General features: G+C 73.7%; 18 protein-coding genes. 12 read left to right on the plus strand and 6 right to left on the minus strand.

The features are described from left to right. The first annotated feature begins 8 nt into the window (after window positions 1–8). Window positions 9–1,151 (plus strand): alanine dehydrogenase, encoded by a 1,143-nt coding sequence (gene ald / locus AC3RKA_RS09680; protein WP_410992600.1) that lies wholly within the window; start codon window positions 9–11, stop codon window positions 1,149–1,151. A gap of 36 nt (window positions 1,152–1,187) precedes the next feature. Here ald and pdxT read toward each other — a convergent pair whose 3' ends face one another. From pdxT to AC3RKA_RS09700, 4 genes are all read right to left on the minus strand, one after another. Beyond that, window positions 1,188–1,820, minus strand: a complete 633-nt coding sequence (gene pdxT, locus AC3RKA_RS09685; RefSeq protein ID WP_489727183.1) for a pyridoxal 5'-phosphate synthase glutaminase subunit PdxT — start codon at window positions 1,818–1,820, stop codon at window positions 1,188–1,190. Then, entirely contained in the window at window positions 1,817–2,761 is a 945-nt protein-coding gene (pdxS, locus tag AC3RKA_RS09690; protein WP_044658791.1) for a pyridoxal 5'-phosphate synthase lyase subunit PdxS, read from the minus strand. Before pdxS ends, pdxT begins: the two co-directional genes overlap by 4 nt. A 115-nt stretch (window positions 2,762–2,876) precedes the next feature. Next, window positions 2,877–3,362 carry a DedA family protein gene (locus AC3RKA_RS09695; protein WP_041102620.1) on the minus strand — a complete coding sequence of 162 codons (486 nt, stop codon included), beginning with the start codon at window positions 3,360–3,362 and terminating at the stop codon, window positions 2,877–2,879. Window positions 3,363–3,413: 51 nt separating this feature from the next. Beyond that, window positions 3,414–4,259 (minus strand): HpcH/HpaI aldolase/citrate lyase family protein, encoded by an 846-nt coding sequence (locus AC3RKA_RS09700; RefSeq protein ID WP_363677691.1) that lies wholly within the window; start codon window positions 4,257–4,259, stop codon window positions 3,414–3,416. Between the two features lie 157 nt (window positions 4,260–4,416). On the opposite strand from AC3RKA_RS09700, the gene AC3RKA_RS09705 reads away from it, so the two are divergent. The 10 genes from AC3RKA_RS09705 (at window position 4,417) to AC3RKA_RS09750 (ending at window position 16,885) form a co-directional block, all read left to right on the plus strand. Then, window positions 4,417–5,244 carry a hypothetical protein gene (locus AC3RKA_RS09705; protein WP_489727184.1) on the plus strand — a complete coding sequence of 276 codons (828 nt, stop codon included), beginning with the start codon at window positions 4,417–4,419 and terminating at the stop codon, window positions 5,242–5,244. Between the two features lie 72 nt (window positions 5,245–5,316). Continuing rightward, complete coding sequence (locus AC3RKA_RS09710) at window positions 5,317–6,531, plus strand: aminotransferase-like domain-containing protein (protein WP_065572534.1); 1,215 nt, start codon at window positions 5,317–5,319, stop codon at window positions 6,529–6,531. Between the two features lie 94 nt (window positions 6,532–6,625). After that, window positions 6,626–8,224: a fumarylacetoacetate hydrolase family protein gene (locus tag AC3RKA_RS09715; RefSeq protein WP_060775459.1), complete on the plus strand. Its 1,599-nt coding sequence runs from the start codon at window positions 6,626–6,628 to the stop codon at window positions 8,222–8,224. Window positions 8,225–8,226: 2 nt separating this feature from the next. Further along, window positions 8,227–8,928: a GntR family transcriptional regulator gene (locus AC3RKA_RS09720; RefSeq protein WP_489727185.1), complete on the plus strand. Its 702-nt coding sequence runs from the start codon at window positions 8,227–8,229 to the stop codon at window positions 8,926–8,928. Window positions 8,929–9,011: 83 nt separating this feature from the next. Next, on the plus strand, window positions 9,012–10,556 hold the full coding sequence (gene hpaE / locus AC3RKA_RS09725; RefSeq protein WP_489727186.1) for a 5-carboxymethyl-2-hydroxymuconate semialdehyde dehydrogenase: 1,545 nt from the start codon (window positions 9,012–9,014) through the stop codon (window positions 10,554–10,556). A 262-nt stretch (window positions 10,557–10,818) separates the two neighbouring features. Then, the gene (gene hpaD / locus AC3RKA_RS09730; RefSeq protein WP_060775458.1) at window positions 10,819–11,985 is read left to right on the plus strand and encodes a 3,4-dihydroxyphenylacetate 2,3-dioxygenase; all 1,167 of its coding nucleotides are present in this window, start codon (window positions 10,819–10,821) and stop codon (window positions 11,983–11,985) included. A gap of 299 nt (window positions 11,986–12,284) precedes the next feature. Beyond that, a complete protein-coding gene (locus AC3RKA_RS09735; RefSeq protein ID WP_002857895.1) occupies window positions 12,285–13,070 on the plus strand; it encodes a 2-keto-4-pentenoate hydratase in 786 nt (261 codons plus the stop codon). Window positions 13,071–13,214: 144 nt separating this feature from the next. Beyond that, on the plus strand, window positions 13,215–14,075 hold the full coding sequence (locus AC3RKA_RS09740; RefSeq protein ID WP_002857893.1) for an HpcH/HpaI aldolase family protein: 861 nt from the start codon (window positions 13,215–13,217) through the stop codon (window positions 14,073–14,075). Between the two features lie 209 nt (window positions 14,076–14,284). Next, a complete protein-coding gene (locus AC3RKA_RS09745; RefSeq protein WP_002857887.1) occupies window positions 14,285–15,235 on the plus strand; it encodes a hypothetical protein in 951 nt (316 codons plus the stop codon). A 153-nt stretch (window positions 15,236–15,388) separates the two neighbouring features. Continuing rightward, window positions 15,389–16,885 (plus strand): protein adenylyltransferase SelO, encoded by a 1,497-nt coding sequence (locus AC3RKA_RS09750; RefSeq protein WP_489727187.1) that lies wholly within the window; start codon window positions 15,389–15,391, stop codon window positions 16,883–16,885. Between the two features lie 60 nt (window positions 16,886–16,945). Here the strand turns inward: AC3RKA_RS09750 and AC3RKA_RS09755 are convergent, their stop codons facing one another. Continuing rightward, window positions 16,946–18,235 carry an NAD(P)/FAD-dependent oxidoreductase gene (locus AC3RKA_RS09755; RefSeq protein ID WP_489727188.1) on the minus strand — a complete coding sequence of 430 codons (1,290 nt, stop codon included), beginning with the start codon at window positions 18,233–18,235 and terminating at the stop codon, window positions 16,946–16,948. Beyond that, the gene (locus AC3RKA_RS09760) at window positions 18,232–18,561 is read right to left on the minus strand and encodes a bifunctional 3-phenylpropionate/cinnamic acid dioxygenase ferredoxin subunit (RefSeq protein WP_002857882.1); all 330 of its coding nucleotides are present in this window, start codon (window positions 18,559–18,561) and stop codon (window positions 18,232–18,234) included. Before AC3RKA_RS09760 ends, AC3RKA_RS09755 begins: the two co-directional genes overlap by 4 nt. 321 nt (window positions 18,562–18,882) lie before the next feature. Between AC3RKA_RS09760 and AC3RKA_RS09765 the strand changes: the two genes are divergently transcribed. Continuing rightward, window positions 18,883–20,958 (plus strand): LysM peptidoglycan-binding domain-containing protein, encoded by a 2,076-nt coding sequence (locus AC3RKA_RS09765; RefSeq protein ID WP_489727189.1) that lies wholly within the window; start codon window positions 18,883–18,885, stop codon window positions 20,956–20,958. Window positions 20,959–21,092 lie beyond the last annotated feature (134 nt).

Raw genomic sequence — 21,092 nt, forward strand, 5'->3', positions numbered from 1 at the left:
TTCGCCGCATGTTGGTCGCCGTGCCCACTGAAGTGAAGAACAACGAGTTCCGCGTCGCCCTGACGCAGGGTGGGGTCCAGGAGCTGGTGCGCGCGGGCCACCAGGTCCTCGTGCAGTCGGGGGCCGGCGTCGGCTCCGGCGCCTCGGACCAGGACTACCGCGACGCCGGCGCCGAGCTGGTCGACGACGTCGACGAGCTCTGGGAGCGCGCCGAGCTGGTCCTCAAGGTCAAGGAGCCGCAGCCGGAGGAATACGGCCGCCTGCGCCGCGGCCAGGTCCTCTTCACCTACCTGCACCTGGCCGCCTCCCCCGCGTGCACGCGGGCGATCCTGGACGCCGGCACGACGGCGATCGCCTACGAGACGGTCACCCGCGGTCGCTCCCTGCCGCTGCTGGCCCCCATGAGCCAGGTGGCCGGCCGTCTGGCCCCCGCCGCGGGCGCCTACCACCTCCTCCAGCCGCAGGGCGGCTCGGGCGTGCTGATGGGCGGCGTGCCCGGCACCCGCCGCGCCCGGGTGGCCGTGATCGGCGGAGGTGTGGCCGGCGAGGCGGCGGCCGTGATCGCCGCGGGCATGGGCGCGGACGTGACCGTCCTGGACATCTCCCTCGAGCGGCTCGCGCAGCTGGACGCCGTCCACCAGGGCCGGATCCGCACGCTGGCCTCGTCCCACCTGAACATCGGCGAGACCGTGGCGGACGCGGACCTCGTGATCGGCTCCGTGCTGATCCCCGGTGCCGCGGCCCCGAAGCTGGTGACCGCCGAGATGGTGGAGTCCATGCGGCCCGGCTCCGTGCTGGTGGACATCGCGATCGACCAGGGCGGCTGCTTCGAGAACTCGCGGGCCACCACCCACCAGGATCCGACGTACCTCGTGGGAGACAAGATCTACTACTGCGTCTCCAACATGCCCGGCGCCGTGCCGCAGACCTCCACCGCGGCCCTGACCAACGCGACGCTGCCCTACATCAAGCGCATCGCCGACCTCGGATGGCGCGCAGCGCTGGCCTCGGACGAGGGCTTCGCCGGAGGTCTCAACGCGCACGACGGCGTGCTCACCCTGCCCTCCGTCGCCGCGGCCGTGGCCGACGAGCTCGGCCTGGACCCCCAGAAGGACGTCCGCGTCACCTCCGAGGTGCTCGCGGAGGCCTGAGCCCCGCGCCCGTCGCGCGCGGGGCCGGCCGGCCGCTCAGAGCCCCGCGAGGAACGCCCGGTGGAAGGACCAGTCGCCGGTCACCTCGGGGTGGAAGGCCGTGGCGAGCAGGTGGCCCTGCCGCACGGCCACGGGCAGCCGGGCGTCGCCGTCGAGCCCCGGCTCCGCTGCGGGCACGGACAGGCGCGACGCCGGCACGGTCGCCAGGACCTCGACGCCCTCCCCCGCCTGGACGACCGCGGGGGCGCGGATGAACACGGCGTGCACCGGCTCCGCCGTGACCGCGGGGACGTCCAGGTCCTCCTCGAACGAGTCGACCTGCGCACCGAAGGCGTTGCGCCGCACGGCCACGTCCAGCACGCCGAGCCCGCCCTGATCCGGCGCCGGGTTGCGGATCTCGCGGGCCAGCATGATCAGCCCCGCGCACGTGCCGTAGGCGGGCAGGCCGTCGCGGAGGGCGGCGATGAGCGGGTCCTTCAGCCCCATGATCCGGGCGAGGCGGTCCATCACGGAGGACTCGCCGCCGGGCAGCACGATGCCGTCCAGACCCTCGAGGTCCGCGGGGCGGCGCACCGGGCGCGTGCGCGCGCCGAGGGCCTCGAGCACGTGCACGTGCTCCCGCACGTCGCCCTGGAGGGCGAACACGCCGACGGTCTTCTGTGGACTCACCAGCCGCGCTCGGCCAGGCGGTGCGGGGCGGGCAGGTCGCCCACGTTGATGCCCACCATGGCCTCGCCCAGGCCGCGGGAGGCCTCGGCGACCGCCATCGGGTCGTCGAACTGGGCGGTGGCCTTGACGATGGCGCGGGCGCGCTCGGCCGGGTTGCCGGACTTGAAGATGCCGGAGCCCACGAACACGCCGTCGGCGCCCATCTGCATCATCAGGGCCGCGTCGGCCGGGGTGGCCACACCGCCGGCGGTGAACATCACGACGGGCAGGGTGCCGGTCTCGGCGACCTCGCGCACCAGCTCGTACGGCGCCCGCAGCTCCTTCGCGGCCACGTACAGCTCATCCTGGGCCAGGCCCTGGAGCTGGGCGATCTCCTTGCGGATGGTGCGGATGTGCTTCACGGCCTCGGAGACGTCGCCGGTGCCGGCCTCGCCCTTGGACCGGATCATGGCCGCACCCTCGGTGATGCGGCGCAGGGCCTCGCCGAGGTTGGTGGCGCCGCACACGAAGGGCACGTCGAAGTCCCACTTGTCGATGTGGTTCACGTAATCCGCCGGGGAGAGCACCTCGGACTCGTCGATGAAGTCCACCTTGAGCGCCTGCAGCACCTGGGCCTCCACGAAGTGGCCGATGCGCGCCTTGGCCATCACGGGGATGGACACCGCCTCGACGATGCCGTCGATCAGGTCGGGGTCGGACATGCGGGCCACGCCGCCCTGGGCGCGGATGTCGGCCGGGACCCGCTCGAGCGCCATGACGGCCACGGCGCCGGCATCCTCGGCGATGCGCGCCTGCTCCGCGTTGACGACGTCCATGATCACGCCGCCCTTCATCATGTCCGCCAGGCCGCGCTTGACGCGGGTCGTGCCGGTGCCGCGGGCGCCGTCGTCGGCGGCGGAGGCGGTGGAGGCGGAGAAGCTGCGGGCGCGCTCGTCGCTCATGGTGGTCCTTCCGAAGGGGTGGCGGCCCCGGCCGCGGGGCGGCTGGCCGGGGCGAAGACGCGGTCAACTCTAGTCCCCCGGCGGCGAAGCCCGGCCCGCGTCACGGACGACGACGTCACCCGGCCCCGTGCCGGCGCAGCGTGCGGCGTCGGCGCCACACGACGAACGCAGCCACGGCCGCGAGAATCAGCACGAGGGCGAGGACACCCCGGCCCTCTCCGAGCGCCGCGCCGATGACGGCCCACACCACGGCCATCCCGACGGTCCCGTACACCACGCCCCACAGGAACGTGCCGAGCGCGGCCGCCGGCAGGAACCGGCGCCAGGGCATGCGGGCGACGCCGGCGGAGCCGATCACCGCCGTCTGGATGCCCACCGTGAGGTAGCAGAACGGGATGGCCCACACCCCGTGGCGCTGGATGAAGCGCTGGGCCCGGACATAGACGGGCCCCTCCATCACGCGGGCGAACCAGCGGGTCCGCTCGACGCCGGAGGCCAGCCCCCGCCCGAGCGAGAACACGATCAGGGTGCGCAGGATCGCCAGCATCCAGAAGAACCCGATGGACCACAGCAGCGGCAGCCCGTCGATCCACGCCATCATGGGCGGAGCCACCCGTCGGTGCGGGGACTCATGCGCGCGCCCCGGCCGTGCTCACGCGTTCCAGAGCCCGTACGAGTCCGCGAGGTCCGCGATCTTCTGGGCGCGCAGCACGCGGGGCAGGTACGAACCGTCGCCGACGGCGGCGCCCTGCGCGTGCTTCTCGAGCAGGTCGCGGGCCCACGCAAGCTCGTCCTCGGACGGGGACATCGCCCGGTTGACCCAGTCCACCTGATCCCGGTTCAGGACGAGGCGGCCGGTCATGCCCATCGAGGCGGTGACGACGCTGGACTCGATGACCGCGTCCTCACCGTCCGTGTTGCCGGGCGGTCCGTCGATCGCCCCGGGCAGACCGCCCACGCGGGAGGCGATCACCATGCGGGAGCGGGCGTAGGCCATGGCCAGCGGGTCCTCGCCGACGCCGACGTCCTTGCGGAAGTCGTTCACGCCGAAGGCGAGACGGAACGTGCCCGGCGCCTTGGCCACGGCCGTGGCGTTCTCGATGCCCAGGGCGGACTCCAGCAGGGCGATCACCGGGGTGCCGGCGCGCAGCCGCATGGCGGTGAACGTGACCTGCTCCGGCTCCTCGGTCTCGGCCAGCACGACGCCGCGCACGCCGTCGAGGCCCGCGAGCGCCTCGAGGTCCCGCTGCCAGTGGTCCGTGGAGGTCGCGGAGATGCGCACCCACGCCGTCATGCCGCCGGAGAGGGCGTCCACGACGTGCTGGCGGGCCGCGTCCTTCTGCTCCTCCGGCACGGCGGCCTCGAGGTCGAAGATGACGGAGTCGGCCTCGGAGGCCAGGGCGGGGGCGAACGCGTCGGGGGTGGCCGCGTTGACCAGCAGCCAGGAGCGGCTGAGCTTGGCGGGCAGGGCGGCGGCGCGACGGTTCCTCACGGGCATGGCCTCCAGCCTAGCCCGCCACGGCCGTCCGCCCGCGGGCCCCTTCCCACCCGTGGGGGCCTCACACCCGCTCGCGGCGGGCGAGGCGGACGGCCGTAGCATGGAGAGGCCGTCGGCCCGTCCGACGCCGCCGAGCCCCGACCGCCAGGAGTACCCGATGCGCCCGACCTCCCCTTCCCGCGCCCTGCGGCTCACGGGTGCCGTGGCCGCCGCGTGCCTGCTGGCCGGCTGCGCGGTCGACCCCGGCCCGGCCGAGGACTCGGCGTCCGACGACGGCGTGCCCCTGCCCGCGACGGAGGGGTATCAGCCGCTGACGGTCTACCTCGCCGTCGCGGAGGCGGAGGCGGTCCCGGGGACGAGCGGCCGGCCCTTCGGCTGCGGCGACCTGCTGGTGCCCGTGCAGACCGTGCCGACGGACACCGAGGACGAGGCGGACGCCGCCCTGGACTTCCTGTTCGCAGACGAGCGCGGCTGGCACGGCGACCCGTCGCTGTGGAACGCCGTGTTCGACGCGCGCGAGACCCTCACCCCGACCGGGCACCGCCGCGAGGGCGACGTGGAGATCTTCACCTTCACCGGCACCGTGACGCCGGAGGGCGAGTGCACGGCCGAGCGGATCCGCGCCCAGCTGCAGGCGACCGCCGCCGCCTACACGTCCGCGGGACAGGTCCGGCTCGAGGTGGACGGCCGGGACCTCGACGACGTGCTGGGGCTCGAGCCGCTCCGCCTCGGCGAGTCCGTGGACGTCCCGCAGGCGGACCCCACGCCGAGTGGGGAGCCGAGCGACGGAGCCGGCGAGCAGACCTGGGCGCCGGAGGGCGAGCCGTCCGAGGACACGTGGGCGCCAGCCGAGCCCTCGGACGACACCTGGGCTCCGGCCGAGCCCTCGGACGACACCTGGGCGCCTGCCGAGGAGTCGTCGTGGGGTCCCGCCGAGCCGACCCAGGGCACATGGTCCCCCGGTCAGGAGCCGAGCGCCCCCTGACCGGGCGACCCGCCGTCGTCGCCCGTCATCGGACGTTCGGGCACGGCCGCGCCGTGCTATAGGGTGCCGAGCGTGCGGAACCTCCGAGATCACCTGTCCCAGCGCGCCGTCGGCGTGAAGCAGTCCGCGGTCCGCGACGTCTTCGACATCGCGATGGACCCGAACCTCGTCTCGCTCGCGGGCGGGAACCCGTGGCTCGCCGACCTGCCCCTCGACGAGCTGGGCCGGATCGCCTCCGACCTGATGACCCGGTTCGGCACGGAGTCCCTGCAGTACGGCCCCGGCCAGGGCACCGAGGAGATGCGTGCCGCCGCGACCGCCGTCATGGCCGCCGACGGCATCCCGGACGCGGACCCCGACCTCGTGGTCATCACCCCCGGCTCGCAGGCCGCGATCGACACGGCCTGCCGGGCGTTCGCGAACCCGGGCGACGTCGTCGTGGTGGAGGACCCCACGTTCGTGGGCGCGTTGACCACCTTCACCACCTGGCAGCTCGAGGCCGTGGCCACGGGCACCGACGACCACGGCCTGGTGCCCGCGGCCCTGGACGAGACCCTGACCCGCCTGGCCGCCGAGGGCCGCCGCGTGGCCTTCCTCTACACGATCCCCTCGTTCGCGAACCCGTCGGGCGCCCTGCTGCCCCCGGGCCGCCGCGCCGAGGTGGGCGCGATCTGCGAGAAGCACGGCGTGCTCATCGTGGAGGACAACCCGTACGGGCAGATCGCGTTCGACGGCGAGCCCGTCGCCCCGATCGCCGCAGACCACCGGGACAACGTGGTCCACCTCGGCACGATGTCCAAGATCTTCTCCCCGGGCGTGCGCATCGGCTGGGCGCTCGTGCCGGCCGCGCTCAAGCGCGAGTTCTACCTGTGCGCGGAGTCCGCCTACATCCACGCGTCCACGTACTCGCAGATGCTCTCCACCGCCTTCGTCACGCAGCTGGACTGGCAGGGCCACGTCCGCCACGTGACCGGGCTGTACCGCGAGCGGGCCGCGGCGCTCGTGGACGCGGTGCGGGAGCACTGGGACCCGGCGGTCGAGTTCATCACCCCGCAGGGCGGCTTCTTCCTGTGGGCCACCCTGCCCGTCGGGGTGGACACCCTCGAGGTGATGCACCGCGGCATCGAGGCGGGCGCGGTGTTCGTGCCGGGGGCGGCCTTCACCCCCGTCGAGGGCACGCACTCCACCCTGCGCCTGGCGTACTCGTTCGTGGACGCCGAGAAGCTCGTGGAGGGCGTGCGGCGCCTGGCCCCGGCGGTGAACGAGTCGATCGCCCGGGCCCGCTGAGCCACGGCGGGCGCCCACGACGACGTCGGCCCGGCGCGTCTGCCGGACGTGCGACCCCTTCCCCGGGCCCGCGAGATCGTATACGATCTCGACCATGACGCAGAGCACACCGGAGCCCACGCCCACCGTCACCGAGCACGACTTCACCGTCCGGGAGAACCGGCCGGGCAAGGTGCTCGCCGTCCACCTGAACTACCCCTCCCGCATCGCCCAGCGGGGCCGGCCCCCGCAGGCCCCCGGCTACTTCCTCAAGGCCGGCACCTCCCTCGCCCGCAGCGGCGACACGATCGAGCGCCCCGCCGGCACCGAGCTGCTCGCCTACGAGGGTGAGATCGCGCTGATCATCGGCCGCACCGCCCGGCGCGTCAGCCCGGAGGAGGGCTGGTCGCACGTCTCCGGCATCACCGCCGCCAACGACTGGGGCCTCTACGACCTCCGCCACGCGGACAAGGGCTCCAACGTCAAGAACAAGTCCGGCGACGGCTACACCCCGCTCGGCCCGGCCGTGATCTCCGCCGCGGGCCTGGACCCGGCCGCCCTGCGCGTGCGCACCTGGGTCAACGGCGAGATCGTCCAGGACGACACCACCGAGGGCCTCGTCTTCCCGTTCGGCCGGCTCGTGGCCGACCTCTCGCAGCTCATGACGCTCGAGGAGGGCGACGTCATCCTCACCGGCACCCCCGCCGGATCCTCCGTGGCCCAGCCGGGCGACGTCGTCGAGGTGGAGGTGGACGCCCCCAGCGCCCCCGGCGCCCCGACCACCGGCCGCCTGGTGACGACGGTCGTCGACTCGGAGCACTCCCTGGCCCCGTTCGGCGCGCAGCCGCAGGTGGACGACGTGCAGCGCGAGGAGGCCTGGGGCTCCCGCGAGGCCGCCGGTCTGGCCCCGCAGGCCGCGGCGCCGTCGTCGTCGGCGGTGGACGAGAACGGCCACTGGGTCGCGAGCGCCCCGCAGCCGGACCGCTCCCTGCTGACCCCGGAGCTGCGCGCCAAGATCGACGCCACCGCGGTGGCCACCCTCACCGCCCAGCTGCAGAAGCGCGGCGTCCAGAACGCGACCATCGACGGCCCGCGCCCGATCCACCGGGGTCGGCGCGTCCTCGGTTACGCGAAGACCCTGCGCTACATCCCCAAGCGCGAGGACCTGGCCAAGGAGTTCGGCGGCGGCTTCAACGCCCAGAAGCGGGCCATCGATTCGGTGCAGCCGGACGACGTGGTGGTCATGGAGGCCCGTGGCGAGCACGGCACCGGCACCCTCGGGGACGTCCTGGCCTTGCGCGCCCAGGTGAACGGTGCGAACGCCGTGATCACGGACGGCGGCATCCGCGACTCCGCCGCCGTCGCCGAGGTCGGCCTCCAGGTCTACGCCGGCGCCACGCACCCGGCCGTGCTGGGCCGCCGTCACATCCCCTGGGAGGTCGGCGGCACCATCGCCTGCGGCGGCACCACCGTGCAGCCCGGCGACATCATCGTCGGCGACGACGACGGTGTGGTGGTCATCCCGCCGTCCCTGCTCCAGGAGGTCGTGGACGACGCCTACGAGCAGGAGCTCCAGGACGCCTGGGCGTACGAGCAGGTCAAGGCCGGCTACCCGGTGGACGGGATGTTCCCCCCGAACGCCGAGTGGAAGGCCAAGTTCGCCGAGTACCGCAAGACCCTGCCGGACGCCCCGGCCCCGGAGGGCGACGCCTGAGCATGCGCCGCACGGACATCGGAACGGTCGGCCTCGCAGGCGCCCCCGTCTCCAAGGCGGACCGCGCCTACCAGGCGATCCTCGAGGGGATCCGGGACCAGCGCCACGAGCCGGGCGACCGGCTGGTGCTGTCCCAGATCGCCGCGGAACTGGGCATGTCCGTGGTGCCCGTGCGGGAGGCGATCCGCCGCCTGCAGTCCGAGAAGCTGGTGGCCTACGAGCGCAACGTGGGCGCCACCGTGGTGGGCATCGACCCGGTCGAGTACCGCCACACCATGGAGACGCTGGCGCTGGTGGAGGGGTTCTCCACCGCCCAGTGCGCCCCGCACGTGACCGCCGAGGACCTCGCGGCGGCCCGCGAGGTGAACGCGGCCATGCGCGCGATGACGGAGTCGGAGAAGGCCTGGGACCCGGTGGCGTTCACCGAGCTCAACCGCCGCTTCCACTCGATCCTGTTCGAGCATCACCAGAACGAGCACGTGCACGACCTGGTGCACCGCGGCTGGAACCGCCTGGCCGCGCTGCGCTCCTCCACGTTCGCGTACGTGCCCGGTCGGGCGGTGGCCTCCGTGGACGAGCACGAGCACCTGCTGCGCCTGATCGAGGACGGGGCGCGCTTCGAGGAGATCGAGGCCGCCGCCCGCGCCCACCGCCTGAACACCCTGCACGCCTACCTGGAGCACAGCGACGAGCCGTCCGCGTGACCGCCGGCCGGACCGGCGCCGACGCCGGCTGCTCCAAGCCCCGATCATCAGACCCACCCGAAGCACTCAGCGAAAGAGACACCATGACGGAGAAGACCAGCATCGAGGCCCGCAAGCCCGCGGGCCTGCCCGACGTCCTGCGCCACTACATCGACGGCGAGTTCGTCGACTCGATCGACGGCGACACCTTCGAGGTGCTCGACCCGGTGACCAACGAGCCGTACCTGACGGCCACCTCCGGCAAGGCCGCGGACATCGACCGCGCCGTCGCCGCCGCGAAGCGGGCCTTCGAGTCCGGCGAGTGGTCCCAGTCCCTGCCGCGCCAGCGCTCCCGCGTGCTGCACAGGATCGCCGACATCATGGAGTCCCGCGGCGATCAGCTCGCCGAGATGGAGTGCTTCGACACCGGCCTGCCGATCAAGCAGGCGAAGGGCCAGGCCGCCCGCGCCGCCGAGAACTTCCGCTTCTTCGCGGACCTGATCGTGGCCCAGCACGACGACACCTTCAAGGTGCCGGGCCGCCAGATCAACTACGTGAACCGCAAGCCGATCGGCGTCGCCGGCCTGATCACCCCGTGGAACACCCCGTTCATGCTGGAGTCCTGGAAGCTGGCCCCGGCCATCGCCACCGGCAACTCGGTGGTGCTCAAGCCCGCCGAGTTCACCCCGCTCTCGGCCTCCCTGTGGGGCGGGATCTTCGAGGAGGCCGGCCTGCCGAAGGGCGTGTTCAACATGGTGCACGGCTTCGGCGAGGAGGGCTACGCGGGCGATCCGCTCGTGAAGCACCCGGACGTGCCGCTGATCTCCTTCACCGGCGAGTCCCGCACCGGCCAGATCATCTTCGCCAACGCCGCCCCGCACCTGAAGGGCCTGTCCATGGAGCTCGGCGGCAAGTCCCCGGCCGTGGTGTTCGAGGACGCGGACCTGGACGCGGCGATCGACGCGACCATCTTCGGCGTGTTCTCCCTGAACGGCGAGCGCTGCACCGCCGGCTCCCGCATCCTGGTCCAGCGTTCCGTCTACGACGAGTTCGTGGAGCGCTACGCCGCCCAGGCCTCCCGCGTGAAGGTCGGCCTGCCGGACGACGAGACCACCGAGGTCGGCGCCATCGTGCACCCGGAGCACTTCGAGAAGGTCATGTCCTACGTGGAGATCGGCAAGACCGAGGCCCGCCTGGTGGCCGGCGGCGGTCGCCCGAAGGGCTTCCCCGAGGGCAACTTCGTGCAGCCCACCGTGTTCGCGGACGTGGCCCCGGACGCCCGGATCTTCCAGGAGGAGATCTTCGGCCCGGTGGTGGCCATCACTCCGTTCGACACGGAGGAGGAGGCCCTCGAGCTGGCCAACAACACCAAGTACGGCCTGGCCGCCTACATCTGGACCAACGACCTCAAGCGCGCCCACAACTTCGCGCAGAACGTGGAGGCCGGCATGGTGTGGCTGAACTCCAACAACGTGCGGGACCTGCGCACCCCGTTCGGCGGGGTGAAGGCCTCCGGCCTGGGCCACGAGGGCGGCTACCGCTCGATCGACTTCTACACCGATCAGCAGGCCGTGCACATCAACCTCGGCGAGGTCCACAACCCGGTGTTCGGCAAGCAGGAGCAGGCCGCGGCGAAGATCGACGGCTGACCCTGCGCCCACCGGCGACCACGACGGCGCCCGCACCCTCCCCGCGACGGTGCGGGCGCCGTCGTCGTGCTGGGGCCGGGCCGGCTCCCTCCCCCGGCCCACCGACGCGGGGTGAGTTGTCGCGGGTGCGGGCGCCCCGGACCCGCGACAACTCACCCCGCGTTCCGCGACGGCCTTCCCGCCAGCCGTCCGGATCGTATACGATCGAGCCCGTGACCGTGTCCCAGGCCACAGCGCACCGCCCCCTCACCAAGGAGCACCGATGACCAACCTCGAGAGCCGCCAGAAGACCTCCTCCGGCTTCTTCGTCACCAAGGAAGCGCCCATCACCCCGGAGAACCCCCTCCCCACCCCGACGTCCGAGGCGCCGGACATCCTGCGCTGCGCCTCGATGGAGCTCGTGGTCACGGACCTCGCCGCCTCCCGCGAGTTCTACGTGGACGTGCTCGGCCTCGTGGTCACCGAGGAGGACGAGGAGACCGTCTACCTGCGCTCCATGGAGGAGTTCATCCACCACAACCTGGTGCTGCGCCAGGGCGAGACCGCCGCCGTGGCCGCGTTCTCCTACCGCGTGCGCACCCCCGAGGACCTGGACAAGGCGGTCGCCTTCTACGAGGAGCTGGGCTGCCGCGTCGAGCGCCGGAAGGACGGCTTCGTCAAGGGCGTCGGCGACTCCGTGCGCGTCGAGGACCCGCTGGGCTTCCCCTACGAGTTCTTCCACGACGTCGAGCACGTGGAGCGCCTGGCCTGGCGCTACGACCTCTACACCCCGGGCGCCCTGGTCCGCCTGGACCACTTCAACCAGGTGACCCCGGATGTGCCGCGCGCCGCCCGCTACATGCAGGACCTGGGCTTCCGCGTCACCGAGGACATCCAGGACGAGAACGGCACCGTCTACGCCGCGTGGATGCGCCGCAAGCCCACCGTGCACGACACCGCCATGACCGGCGGCGACGGCCCCCGGATGCACCACGTGTGCTTCGCCACGCACGAGAAGCACAACATCCTGGCGATCTGCGACAAGCTCGGCGCCCTGCGCATGTCCGACCACATCGAGCGCGGCCCGGGTCGCCACGGCGTCTCCAACGCGTTCTACCTCTACCTGCGCGACCCGGACGGCCACCGCGTGGAGGTCTACACCCAGGACTACTACACCGGTGACCCGGACAACCCCGTGGTCACCTGGGACGTGCACGACAACCAGCGCCGCGACTGGTGGGGCACCCCGGTCGTGCCGTCCTGGTACACCGACGCCTCCCGCGTGCTGGACCTCGACGGCAACCTGCAGCCGCTGGTCTCCCGCACCGACGACTCCGAGATGGACGTGACCATCGGCGCCGACGGCTTCTCCTACACCCGCGAGGAGCAGGGCGAGGAGTCCATGCCGGAGTGGAAGCAGGGCGAGTACAAGCTCGGCAACCAGCTCTGACGGCACTGCCGGGCGCCGCTCCGGGACACCACGCCGACGGCGGGCACCCCACGCAGGTGCCCGCCGTCGTCAGCCGCACCCCCTGCCACCCTCCGCGTCCCCCCACCCCACGCCGTTCGAGGCGGAAAATCCACCTCATTCGAGCCGGGAGGGCCAGTTTGAGCTCGATTTCCCGCCTCGAAGCGTGGGGAGCAGGGGTGTCCCGGCGGTGACAGGATGGCGATGAGGCCGGGGGCCGAGCCGCGCAATCGTATACGATCAAGGCCAGGCCCCTGCCCGTCGTCGTGAAGGAGACCGCTGTGCTGGACCACGAGACCCACGTCAAGATCGCCGACGAGCTGCACCGCGCGGGCATCGACCGCGTGCCCGTGCCACGGCTGACCGCGCGCTACCCGCAGATGGAGATCGAGGACTCGTACGCCGTCCAGCGCATCTGGGCCGAGCGCCAGGTCGAGGCGGGCCGCCGCAAGGTGGGCCACAAGATCGGCCTGACCTCCAAGGCCATGCAGGACGCGACCGGGATCGACGAGCCGGACTACGGCGTGATCTTCGACGACCAGGTGTTCGAGTCCGGCCACGTGTACGAGTGGAAGAAGTACACCCACCCGCGCATCGAGATGGAGCTGGCGTTCGTGCTCAAGGACGAGCTGCGCGGGCCCGGCCTGAACCTGATGGACGTGCTGCGCGCCACCGAGTACGTGGTGCCCGCGCTGGAGGTGCTGGACTCGCGCATCGAGATGGCCGGCCGCACCATCACGGACACCATCTCGGACAACGCCGCGCTGGGCTCCCTGGTGATCGGTGGCCGCCCCGTGGGCGTGCACGACGTGGACCTGCGCTGGGTCGCCGGCATCCTCTCCCGCAACGAGGAGATCATCGAGACCGGCGTGGCCGCGGGCGTGCTGAACCACCCGGCCAACGGCGTGCACTGGCTGGCCAACCGCATCGCCGAGCACGGGGACGCGCTCGAGGCCGGTGAGATCGTGCTCGCCGGCTCCTTCACCCGCCCGATGTGGGTGTACGAGGGCGACACCGTCTACGCCGACTACGGCCCGCTCGGCACCATCACCTGCCGCTTCGCCTGAGCCGCCCGCCCGTCGTCGTCGCCCCGCCCCGCTCGCCCGCCGCCCGCAACGCGGGTTGACCTATCACCAGTACGACCCCGCTCCACCCGCGACAACTCAACCCCCGTCGGGTGGAGGGCGCGGAGAACCCCGGAGGAACGTCCCATGCCCGTCCGCCACAACCCGCAGCCGCTGTTCCGCGACCTCTTCACGCCCGAGGCCGTCACCGCCCGTGGGGGCCGCCCCGCCGCCGGCATGTTCCTCTCCTCCGGCGACCCGACGACGGCGGAGATCTGCGCCGGCGCGGGCCTCGACTACCTGCTCATCGACGCCGAGCATGCCCCGCTGACCCTGCAGGACGTCCTCGCCCAGCTGCGCACGATCGCCGGCTACCGTGTGCCCACCCTGGTGCGTGTGCCGGCGCTGGACACCGTGGCCATCAAGCAGTTCCTGGACCTGGGCGCCCAGACGCTGCTGGTGCCCATGGTCGACGACGCCGCGATGGCCCGCAGCGCCGTGGCCGCCGCCCACTACCCGGACGGCTCCGCCGAGGGCGGGGTGCGCGGCGTGGGCTCCGCTCTGGCACGATCGGGCCGCTGGAACCGGATCCCCGGCTACCTGCCCGGCGCGGCGGACCACGTCTCCGTGATCGTGCAGATCGAGACGGCCGCCGGCGTGCGCAACGCGGATGAGATCGCGGCGGTGGACGGGATCGACGGCGTCTTCATCGGCCCCTCAGACCTCTCCGCGTCCCTGGGCCTGCTCGGCCAGCAGTCGCACCCGGAGGTGGTGGCCGCGGTCGAGGAGGTCATCGCGAAGGTCAAGGCCGCCGGGAAGATCGTGGGCGTCAACGCGTTCGTGCCCGCGCAGGCCGACGCCTATGCCGCCGCCGGTGCGGACTACGTCAACGTGGGCGCCGACGTCGCCCTGCTGGCCCGCGCCGCCGAGGCCCTCGCCGACCGCTGGTGCCCGACGCCGAGCGACGCCGCGGCCGGCGGGGAGGGCGCGCCCCGCGCGTCGTACTGATCTGGTCATCCCCTCACTTCGGGGCGCGAAATCCACCCCATGGACGTCCGATCGTGGCCCATGGCGTGGATTTCCCGCCTCGATTGGCTCGGGGCCGGCGTTCCGGAGGACGTCGCCGCCTCCTGCACAACCACACTGGACCCCCTCGTGCGTCCCCAGGCCCACACTCATCCGTCTCGGGATGCCGACCGACGGGGCACGCTCGCCGCATGCCCCGTCGCCCCGCCCCGCTGCCGCCGTCGATCGACCCCGCCGCCTTCACGGTCGACGACGCGCACCGGGCGGGTGTGACGTGGTCCCGACTGCAGTCCGCAGACCTGCGGCGGCTGCGCCACGGCATCTACGGGCCGGCCGGCCCTGCGGCGGTCTCCGTGCGTGAGTGGACGATGGATGAGATCCGCGCGTACCAGCGGCGCCATCCCGACGTCGTCGTCAGCCATGAGACCGCCGCCCGCCTGCACGGCCTGACCGTGCCCGCACGGCTGCTGGCCCCCGGTGCGGTGCACGTCAGCGTCGGCACCTCGGGCGGCCGGCCGGTCCAGGCGGGTCTGGTGCCCCACCGCATCGAGGTGCCGGAGGGACAGCGGATGACGCGGGGCGGCGTGCTCGTGACGACGCCGGCCCGCACACTGTGGGACCTGTGCGCGGCACGGTCGGCGCTCACGGAGCGGGACGTCGTCGTCGCCGGTGACGCCCTGCTCTGCCCGCCGTGGCTGCCCGGCGGCGGACGCGGGGCTCCCGCCTACGCCCCGGAGGAGCTCGTCCGATCGCTGGCCGAACGGGGACGCTTCCAGGGGCGCGGACTGGCCCGGGCGGCGCTGGCGAGGATGCGCGTGGGGGCGGATTCGCCGCGCGAGACGCGTCTGCGGCTGGCGCTCGGCGATGCCGGGCTGCCGGAGCCCGAGGTGCAGTGCCGGCTGGACCCGTCAGACCGCCGCGCTCCGACGGTCGACCTCGGGTATCAGCCGTGGCGCCTCGCGTTGCAGTACGAGGGCGAGCACCACCGCACCGCCGAGCAGCAGGCCCGGGACGTGCGGCGCGACCGCTGGTGCGCCGACCACGACTGGCTCTCGATCAAGGTCATGTGGGCCGACGCCCGGGACGACTACGCCGACGTCGTCGCGCGGGTGCGGCGCCGGGCGGCCGAGTTCGGGGGGTGACGCGGTGAGATCCACGGCCCCTCGTTTCGAGGCGGGAAATCCAGGCCATAGCGCTCTGGTCCACGCCCATGGGGTCGATTTCCCGCCTCGAAAGGACGGGCCCAGTGGGAGTCGGCCCGTGAACACCCGGCCTCCCCCACGTAGCGTGGCCCCATGACCACGTCCGCCCCCACCCTGAGCTCGTATTTCGCCGACACCTTCCCCGAGCTCGTCCTGCCCTGGCAGGCCCAGGCCACGGACGGCCCGCAGCTCGTCCTGCTCAACGCCGGCCTCGCGGCGGAGCTCGGCCTCGACGCCGAGTGGCTCGCCACCGACGACGGCGTCCGCTTCCTCACCGGCGAGCAGCCCGGCCCGGACGCGCGGCCGGTCGCGCAGGCGTACGCGGGCCACCAGTTCGGCCACTACTCCCCCCGCCTGGGCGACGGGCGCGCCCTCCTCCTCGGCGAGCTCACGTCCCCGGACGGCCGGCTCCACGACCTGCATCTCAAGGGCTCCGGTCGCACGCCCTTCGCGCGCGGCAACGCCGACGGGCAGGCCGTGCTCGGCCCCATGCTCCGCGAGTACGTGGTCTCCGAGGCGATGCACGCCCTCGGCGTGCCGACCACGCGGGCGCTCGCCGTCGTCGCCACGGGCCACCCGGTCCGCCGCGAGACCGTGCTGCCGGGCGCGGTCCTGGCCCGGACGGCCGCGTCTCACCTGCGCGTCGGCACGGCCCAGTACGCCGCGGCCCTCCCCGAGCGGGCGGACCCCACGGACGTGCTGCGCCGGATCGTCGACGAGGCCATCGCCCGCCACCACCCGCACGCCGCCGACGCCGAGCACCCCGCGCTCGCGCTCTACGAGGCGGTGATCGCCGCGCAGGCCGAGCTCGTCTCCCGCTGGATGCTCGTCGGCTTCGTGCACGGTGTGATGAACACGGACAACATGACCCTGTCCGGCGAGACCATCGACTACGGCCCCTGCGCGTTCATCGACGCCTTCGACCCGGCCGCGAGCTTCTCCTCGATCGACGCCCAGGGCCGGTACGCGTACGGGAATCAGGGGCCCGTCGCGGCGTGGAACCTCGCCCGGCTCGGCGAGGCCCTCGTGCCCGTGCTCGACGACGACCCCGACCGCGCCGTCGCGCTCGCCCAGGAGGCGCTGGGCAGGTTCCACGGCGTCCATCTCGCGGCGTGGCGGGGCGGACTGCGGGACAAGCTCGGCCTCCCGGCGTCGGTGGCGGAGGACGACGTCGCCGCGCTCACCGACCGCCTGTTCCCGTGGCTGGCCGCGACGCGGGCCGACTGGACCTCGTTCTGGGTGCGGCTGGCCGAGCACACGGCGGCGCCCGTGGACGACGACGCGGCGCGCACCGAAGCGGCACGACTCGTCCCCGGCGCCCCGGACCCCGCGGGGCTCGCCGCCTGGCTCACGGACTGGCGGGCGATGGGTCCCGATCCGGCCCGGATGCGCGCGGTGAACCCCGTCTACATCCCGCGGAACCACCTGCTCGACGAGGCCCTGACGGCCGCGGAGGACGGGGACCTCGCCCCGGTCCACCGGCTGCTCGAGGCCGTCACGGACCCCTTCACCCCGCGCCCCGGGTTCGAGCGGTACGCGGAGCCGGGTCCGGCGGACGGGGCCCCGTTCGTCACCTACTGCGGCACCTGACCGCTTCCGTTGACGAAACGGGCGCTTTCCAGGCCACTTTCGTCGACGAAACGGGCGCCCTCACCCCCGCGCCAGCGACTTCACCGGCACGGCCGGGTCCGCGAGCGCGGCGGCGTCCACCACGATCCCCCGGTCGATGATGCGTCGGGCAGCCTTGACGGCCATGGGGTCGTCGATCGACGCGGCCCCGCGCAGGGTCCCGTCCGCGGCCAGGGCGAAGCTCGCCACCACGACGCCGCGCACCTCGCGGTCCACGATCCGCCCGCCGGCCGGCACCGTCATGTCCCCCACGGCCTCCACGTGGGCGTCGTAGCGGTCGGACCAGAACCACGGGGCGCCCGGGGCGTCCGCCTGTTCCCCCAGGAGCGCCGCCGCGGCGGCCGCACCGGAACGCAGGGCCGGCTCCCAGTGCCGCGACGGGGCCCACGCGGACTCCCGGGCGCGCGCGGCGTCGCCCACGGCCAGGATCCCGGGCACGGTCGTGCGGCCCATCGCGTCCGTGAGCACGCCGTCGGCCACCTCCAGACCGGCGTCCTCGGCGAGGGCGGTGTCCGGCACGGTGCCCCCGGCCAGCACCACGACGTCGGCGTCCGCGGACCGCCCGTCGTGGAGGTGGAGCCGGTGGGCGGCCGGCAGCGCGGCGCCGCCGTCGGCGTCCCGGTGCTCGATCCAGGCCGCCCGGCCGACCTCGACCGCGACCCCGTGCTCGACGTGCATCCGGTGCAGGCGGGTGGCCAGCGCCGGCCCGACGGCTGCGCGGGCCGGGGCGTCCGTCCCGGTCACGAGCGTCACCGCGGCGAGCGAGCGACGCGCCGCGGCCGCGACCTCCGCCCCGGTGAAGCCGCCGCCCACGACCGCCACCTCGGTCCCGAACGTCAGGCGGTCGCGCAGGGTCTCGGAGTCGGCGCGGGTGCGCAGGGTGACCAGGTCCGGGTGGTCGGCGCCGGCGACGTCGAGGGCCCGGGGTCGCCCGCCCGTGGCGAGCACGACCGCGTCCGCGTCCAGGACCCGCCCGGAGGCCGTCTCCACCCGGTGGGGTGCGGGGCCGCCGTCGGGGTGGACGCCGCCCGGCACCACCCGGACCGCCTCGTCCTCCACCAGCTCCACCCCGTGCTCGGTGAACCATGCCGGCGGGGCGAGCAGCAGGCGGTGCGCGTCCGCGTCGCCGGTCAGGAACTCCTTGCTCAGAGGCGGCCGGTCATAGGGCACGCCCTGCGGGTCCACGAGGGCGATCCCGCCCGCGAAACCGCGGCGCCGCAGCTCGCGGACCACGGCGAAGCCCGCGACGCCGCCGCCCACCACCGCGACCGAGCCGGGCACGCCCGCCGGGGCCTCGACGTCGTGGCTCATGCGCCGGGGACGAGGTAGAGCTGGCCCTCGCGCTCCTCGACGCGGTGCACGCCGACGCCCTTGGTGGCGGGCAGGCAGAGCGCCTCGCCGGTGCGCAGGCAGAACTGCGCGGCGTGCAGCGGGCACTCCACGCGGTCGTCCTCGAGCCAGCCCTCGGCCAGCGAGGCGTCCTCGTGGGTGCACGTGTCGTCGATCGCGTGGAACTCGCCCGCGTCCGTGTGGAACACCGCGACGTCGTCCCTCGTCCCCGCCGTCGCCGCCGGGACGACGATCGCCTCGCCCTCCGGGACGTCCGCCGCCGCGCCGATGTGGATCGGCTCCGCCATGGTCTGCCTCCTCTGGTTCCCGGGCCGGGCGGCCCGTGGTGGTCTCCCGTCACCGTATCCCCCGGCGCGGACCCGACACCCCTCCGCTGTGCTCCGCCCCGGTGCCACACCGCGCCCACCTGTGAATGGGTGAACCGGACATCACGGGGGCGTGAAATCACCCGACAAGCCTTCGAAAAATGTTCCCGGGAATGGTCGATCACGCTACGATCACGACGGCTCTCCGGCCCTCATCCCGCCCGCACCACGCCACCGACCCGGGAAAGCGACACGGCCCGCGCCTGTCGTTCCTCGGGCACTCCACCTTCCGAAGGCATCCGCATGAAGATTCTCCCGCCGCGCTCCGCCGCGTCCCCCCGCCCGCTCGCGCCCGCCGTCGCGGTCGCCGCGCTCTCCGTCCTCGTCGGCGGCCTGCTCCCGCAGCCGCCGTCCGCGACCACGGAGGGCGCCCCCGACGCGCGCCCGCTCGACGACGCCGCCCGCGCCACGACCGCCGGCACGGCCGCGACCCCCGCGTCGGCCGCTCCCGTCGAGGGCGCCGGCGTCGCGACCGTCCCGCAGGAGGGCGAGAACCTCGTCCCGGCCGAGGAGGCCCCGGCCGGCGTCGTGCTCGGCGAGCCCGTGGTGGACCGCCCGTTCACGGTGGCCGCCGCCGTGTGGGACGCCGCGGCGGACGACGCCGTGAAGCGCGTGGAGATCCGCGTGCGTCAGGACGGGGCCTGGGGCCCGTGGCAGGTCCTGGATCGGCCCGTCCTGCCCGAGGACGCCGCCCCCGCGCGCACCGGCACGGACCCGTTCGTCGCGTTCGGCGCGGACGGCGCCCAGCTGCGCGTGACCACCGTCGACGGCGCGGCCCCGGCCGGCCTCGAGCTGTCCCTCATCGACCCGGGCACGGCCGCCACGGACGAGACCGTCGCGAGCGCTCACCCGGCGGTGACCGCCGGGCAGGCCGCGGAGACGGCCGGCCTGCCCCGGGGCGTGAAGTCGAGCGCCGTCGTCGGGGGCGCCGCACCCGCCGAGGGCCACACCGTGGCCACGGTCTCGGACGCCCGCGCGAAGATCCTCCCGGACGTCATCACCCGCGCCCAGTGGGGCGCGGACGAGTCCTGGGCGGAGGACTCCCCGCAGTTCGACCAGGTGCGCGCGCTGACCATCCACCACACGGCCGGCACGAACGACTACTCGCGCGCCCAGGCCGTGGAGCAGATGCGCGGCATCTACGCGTACTACACGAAGACCCTCGACTGGGGCGACTTCCCGTACCACCTGATCACGGACCGCTTCGGCAACATCTACGAGGGCCGCCGCGGCGCCCTGGACTCGAACCCGCTGGGCACGCACGCGGGCGGGTTCAACCGGGGCACGATGGGCGTCTCCACGATGGGCAACTACGACGTGGTCGCCCCGTCCGAGGAGGTCGTGGACGCGATGGCCCGCGCCACCGCCTACTACCTGTACCGCGACGGCATCGACGTGCGGGGCCGGGTCACCCTGACCTCGGGCGGCAGCACGAAGTACGCCGCGGGCACCCCCGTCACCGTGGACACGATCTTCCCGCACCGGGCCACGTCCGCGACCGCGTGCCCGGGGCAGCACCTGATGGCCCGCTTCGACGACCTGCGGGACCGCGCCGAGGCCATCGCGACGGCGGCCGGCCAGCCGCCGGCACCGGCCACCCCGGCTCCGACGCCGGCCCCGACGACCGAGCCGTCGACCGCCGGCACGTACACGGTGCAGCCGAACGACGGCTGGTGGACCATCGCCCGCCGCACCGGCGTGCCCGCGGCCACCCTCCAGGAGCTCAACGGCATGACCGAGTCGACCGTGCTCCACCCGGGCATGGTGCTGCGCACCGTCGCCGACCCGACCGCCCCGGAGCCCACCCCGATCACCACCGGCACCTACACGGTGCAGCCGAACGACGGCTGGTGGATCATCGCCCGACGAACCGGCGTGTCCGCCGCGGAGCTCCAGAGGCTCAACGGCATGACGGCGTCGACCGTCCTGCACCCGGGGATGGTGCTCATCACGGCCGCCACGGCGCCGGCCTCCCCGCCCGCGCCTGCCCCGACCCCGGCCCCCGCCCCGGGCACGTACACGGTCCGCGAGGGCGACGGCTGGTGGATCATCGCCCACCGCACCGGCGTGACGATGGAGACCCTCCAGCGCCTCAACGGCATGACCGCGACCACCGTGCTGCACCCGGGGATGGTGCTGCGGACCGGCCAGACCGCCTCCGCCCCGGCGCCCTCGCCCGCCACGTACGTGGTCCAGGCGAACGACGGCTGGTGGCTCATCGCCCAGCGCACGGGCGTCGCCATGGGGCGCCTGCAGCGCCTCAACGGCATGACGGTCTCGACCATGCTCCACCCGGGCATGGTGCTGCGCACCGCCTGAGCACCCCGCCGGGACGACGCCGGCCCGCACCTGCGCGTGACGGTGCGGGCCGACGTCGTCGGTTGAGTTGTCACCGGTCGTAGGCCGCCGCACCCGGGATAAGTCAACCGACGTTGCTCGCCACGAGAAGTCGA

This window comes from Micrococcus sp. iso_229 (assembly GCF_058072725.1).

Bases quoted from the DNA above. Each gene is read 5' to 3' on its own strand.
- AC3RKA_RS09720 (WP_489727185.1), top strand. From the start codon at position 8,227: ATGCGCCGCACGGACATCGGAACGGTCGGCCTCGCAGGCGCCCCCGTC.
- ald (WP_410992600.1), top strand. From the start codon at position 9: ATGTTGGTCGCCGTGCCCACTGAAGTGAAGAACAACGAGTTCCGCGTC.
- AC3RKA_RS09700 (WP_363677691.1), bottom strand. From the start codon at position 4,259: ATGCCCGTGAGGAACCGTCGCGCCGCCGCCCTGCCCGCCAAGCTCAGC.
- AC3RKA_RS09705 (WP_489727184.1), top strand. From the start codon at position 4,417: ATGCGCCCGACCTCCCCTTCCCGCGCCCTGCGGCTCACGGGTGCCGTG.
- AC3RKA_RS09740 (WP_002857893.1), top strand. From the start codon at position 13,215: ATGCCCGTCCGCCACAACCCGCAGCCGCTGTTCCGCGACCTCTTCACG.
- hpaE (WP_489727186.1), top strand. From the start codon at position 9,012: ATGACGGAGAAGACCAGCATCGAGGCCCGCAAGCCCGCGGGCCTGCCC.
- AC3RKA_RS09745 (WP_002857887.1), top strand. From the start codon at position 14,285: ATGCCCCGTCGCCCCGCCCCGCTGCCGCCGTCGATCGACCCCGCCGCC.
- AC3RKA_RS09750 (WP_489727187.1), top strand. From the start codon at position 15,389: ATGACCACGTCCGCCCCCACCCTGAGCTCGTATTTCGCCGACACCTTC.
- pdxS (WP_044658791.1), bottom strand. From the start codon at position 2,761: ATGAGCGACGAGCGCGCCCGCAGCTTCTCCGCCTCCACCGCCTCCGCC.
- AC3RKA_RS09715 (WP_060775459.1), top strand. From the start codon at position 6,626: ATGACGCAGAGCACACCGGAGCCCACGCCCACCGTCACCGAGCACGAC.
- hpaD (WP_060775458.1), top strand. From the start codon at position 10,819: ATGACCAACCTCGAGAGCCGCCAGAAGACCTCCTCCGGCTTCTTCGTC.
- AC3RKA_RS09765 (WP_489727189.1), top strand. From the start codon at position 18,883: ATGAAGATTCTCCCGCCGCGCTCCGCCGCGTCCCCCCGCCCGCTCGCG.
- AC3RKA_RS09695 (WP_041102620.1), bottom strand. From the start codon at position 3,362: ATGATGGCGTGGATCGACGGGCTGCCGCTGCTGTGGTCCATCGGGTTC.
- AC3RKA_RS09760 (WP_002857882.1), bottom strand. From the start codon at position 18,561: ATGGCGGAGCCGATCCACATCGGCGCGGCGGCGGACGTCCCGGAGGGC.
- AC3RKA_RS09755 (WP_489727188.1), bottom strand. From the start codon at position 18,235: ATGAGCCACGACGTCGAGGCCCCGGCGGGCGTGCCCGGCTCGGTCGCG.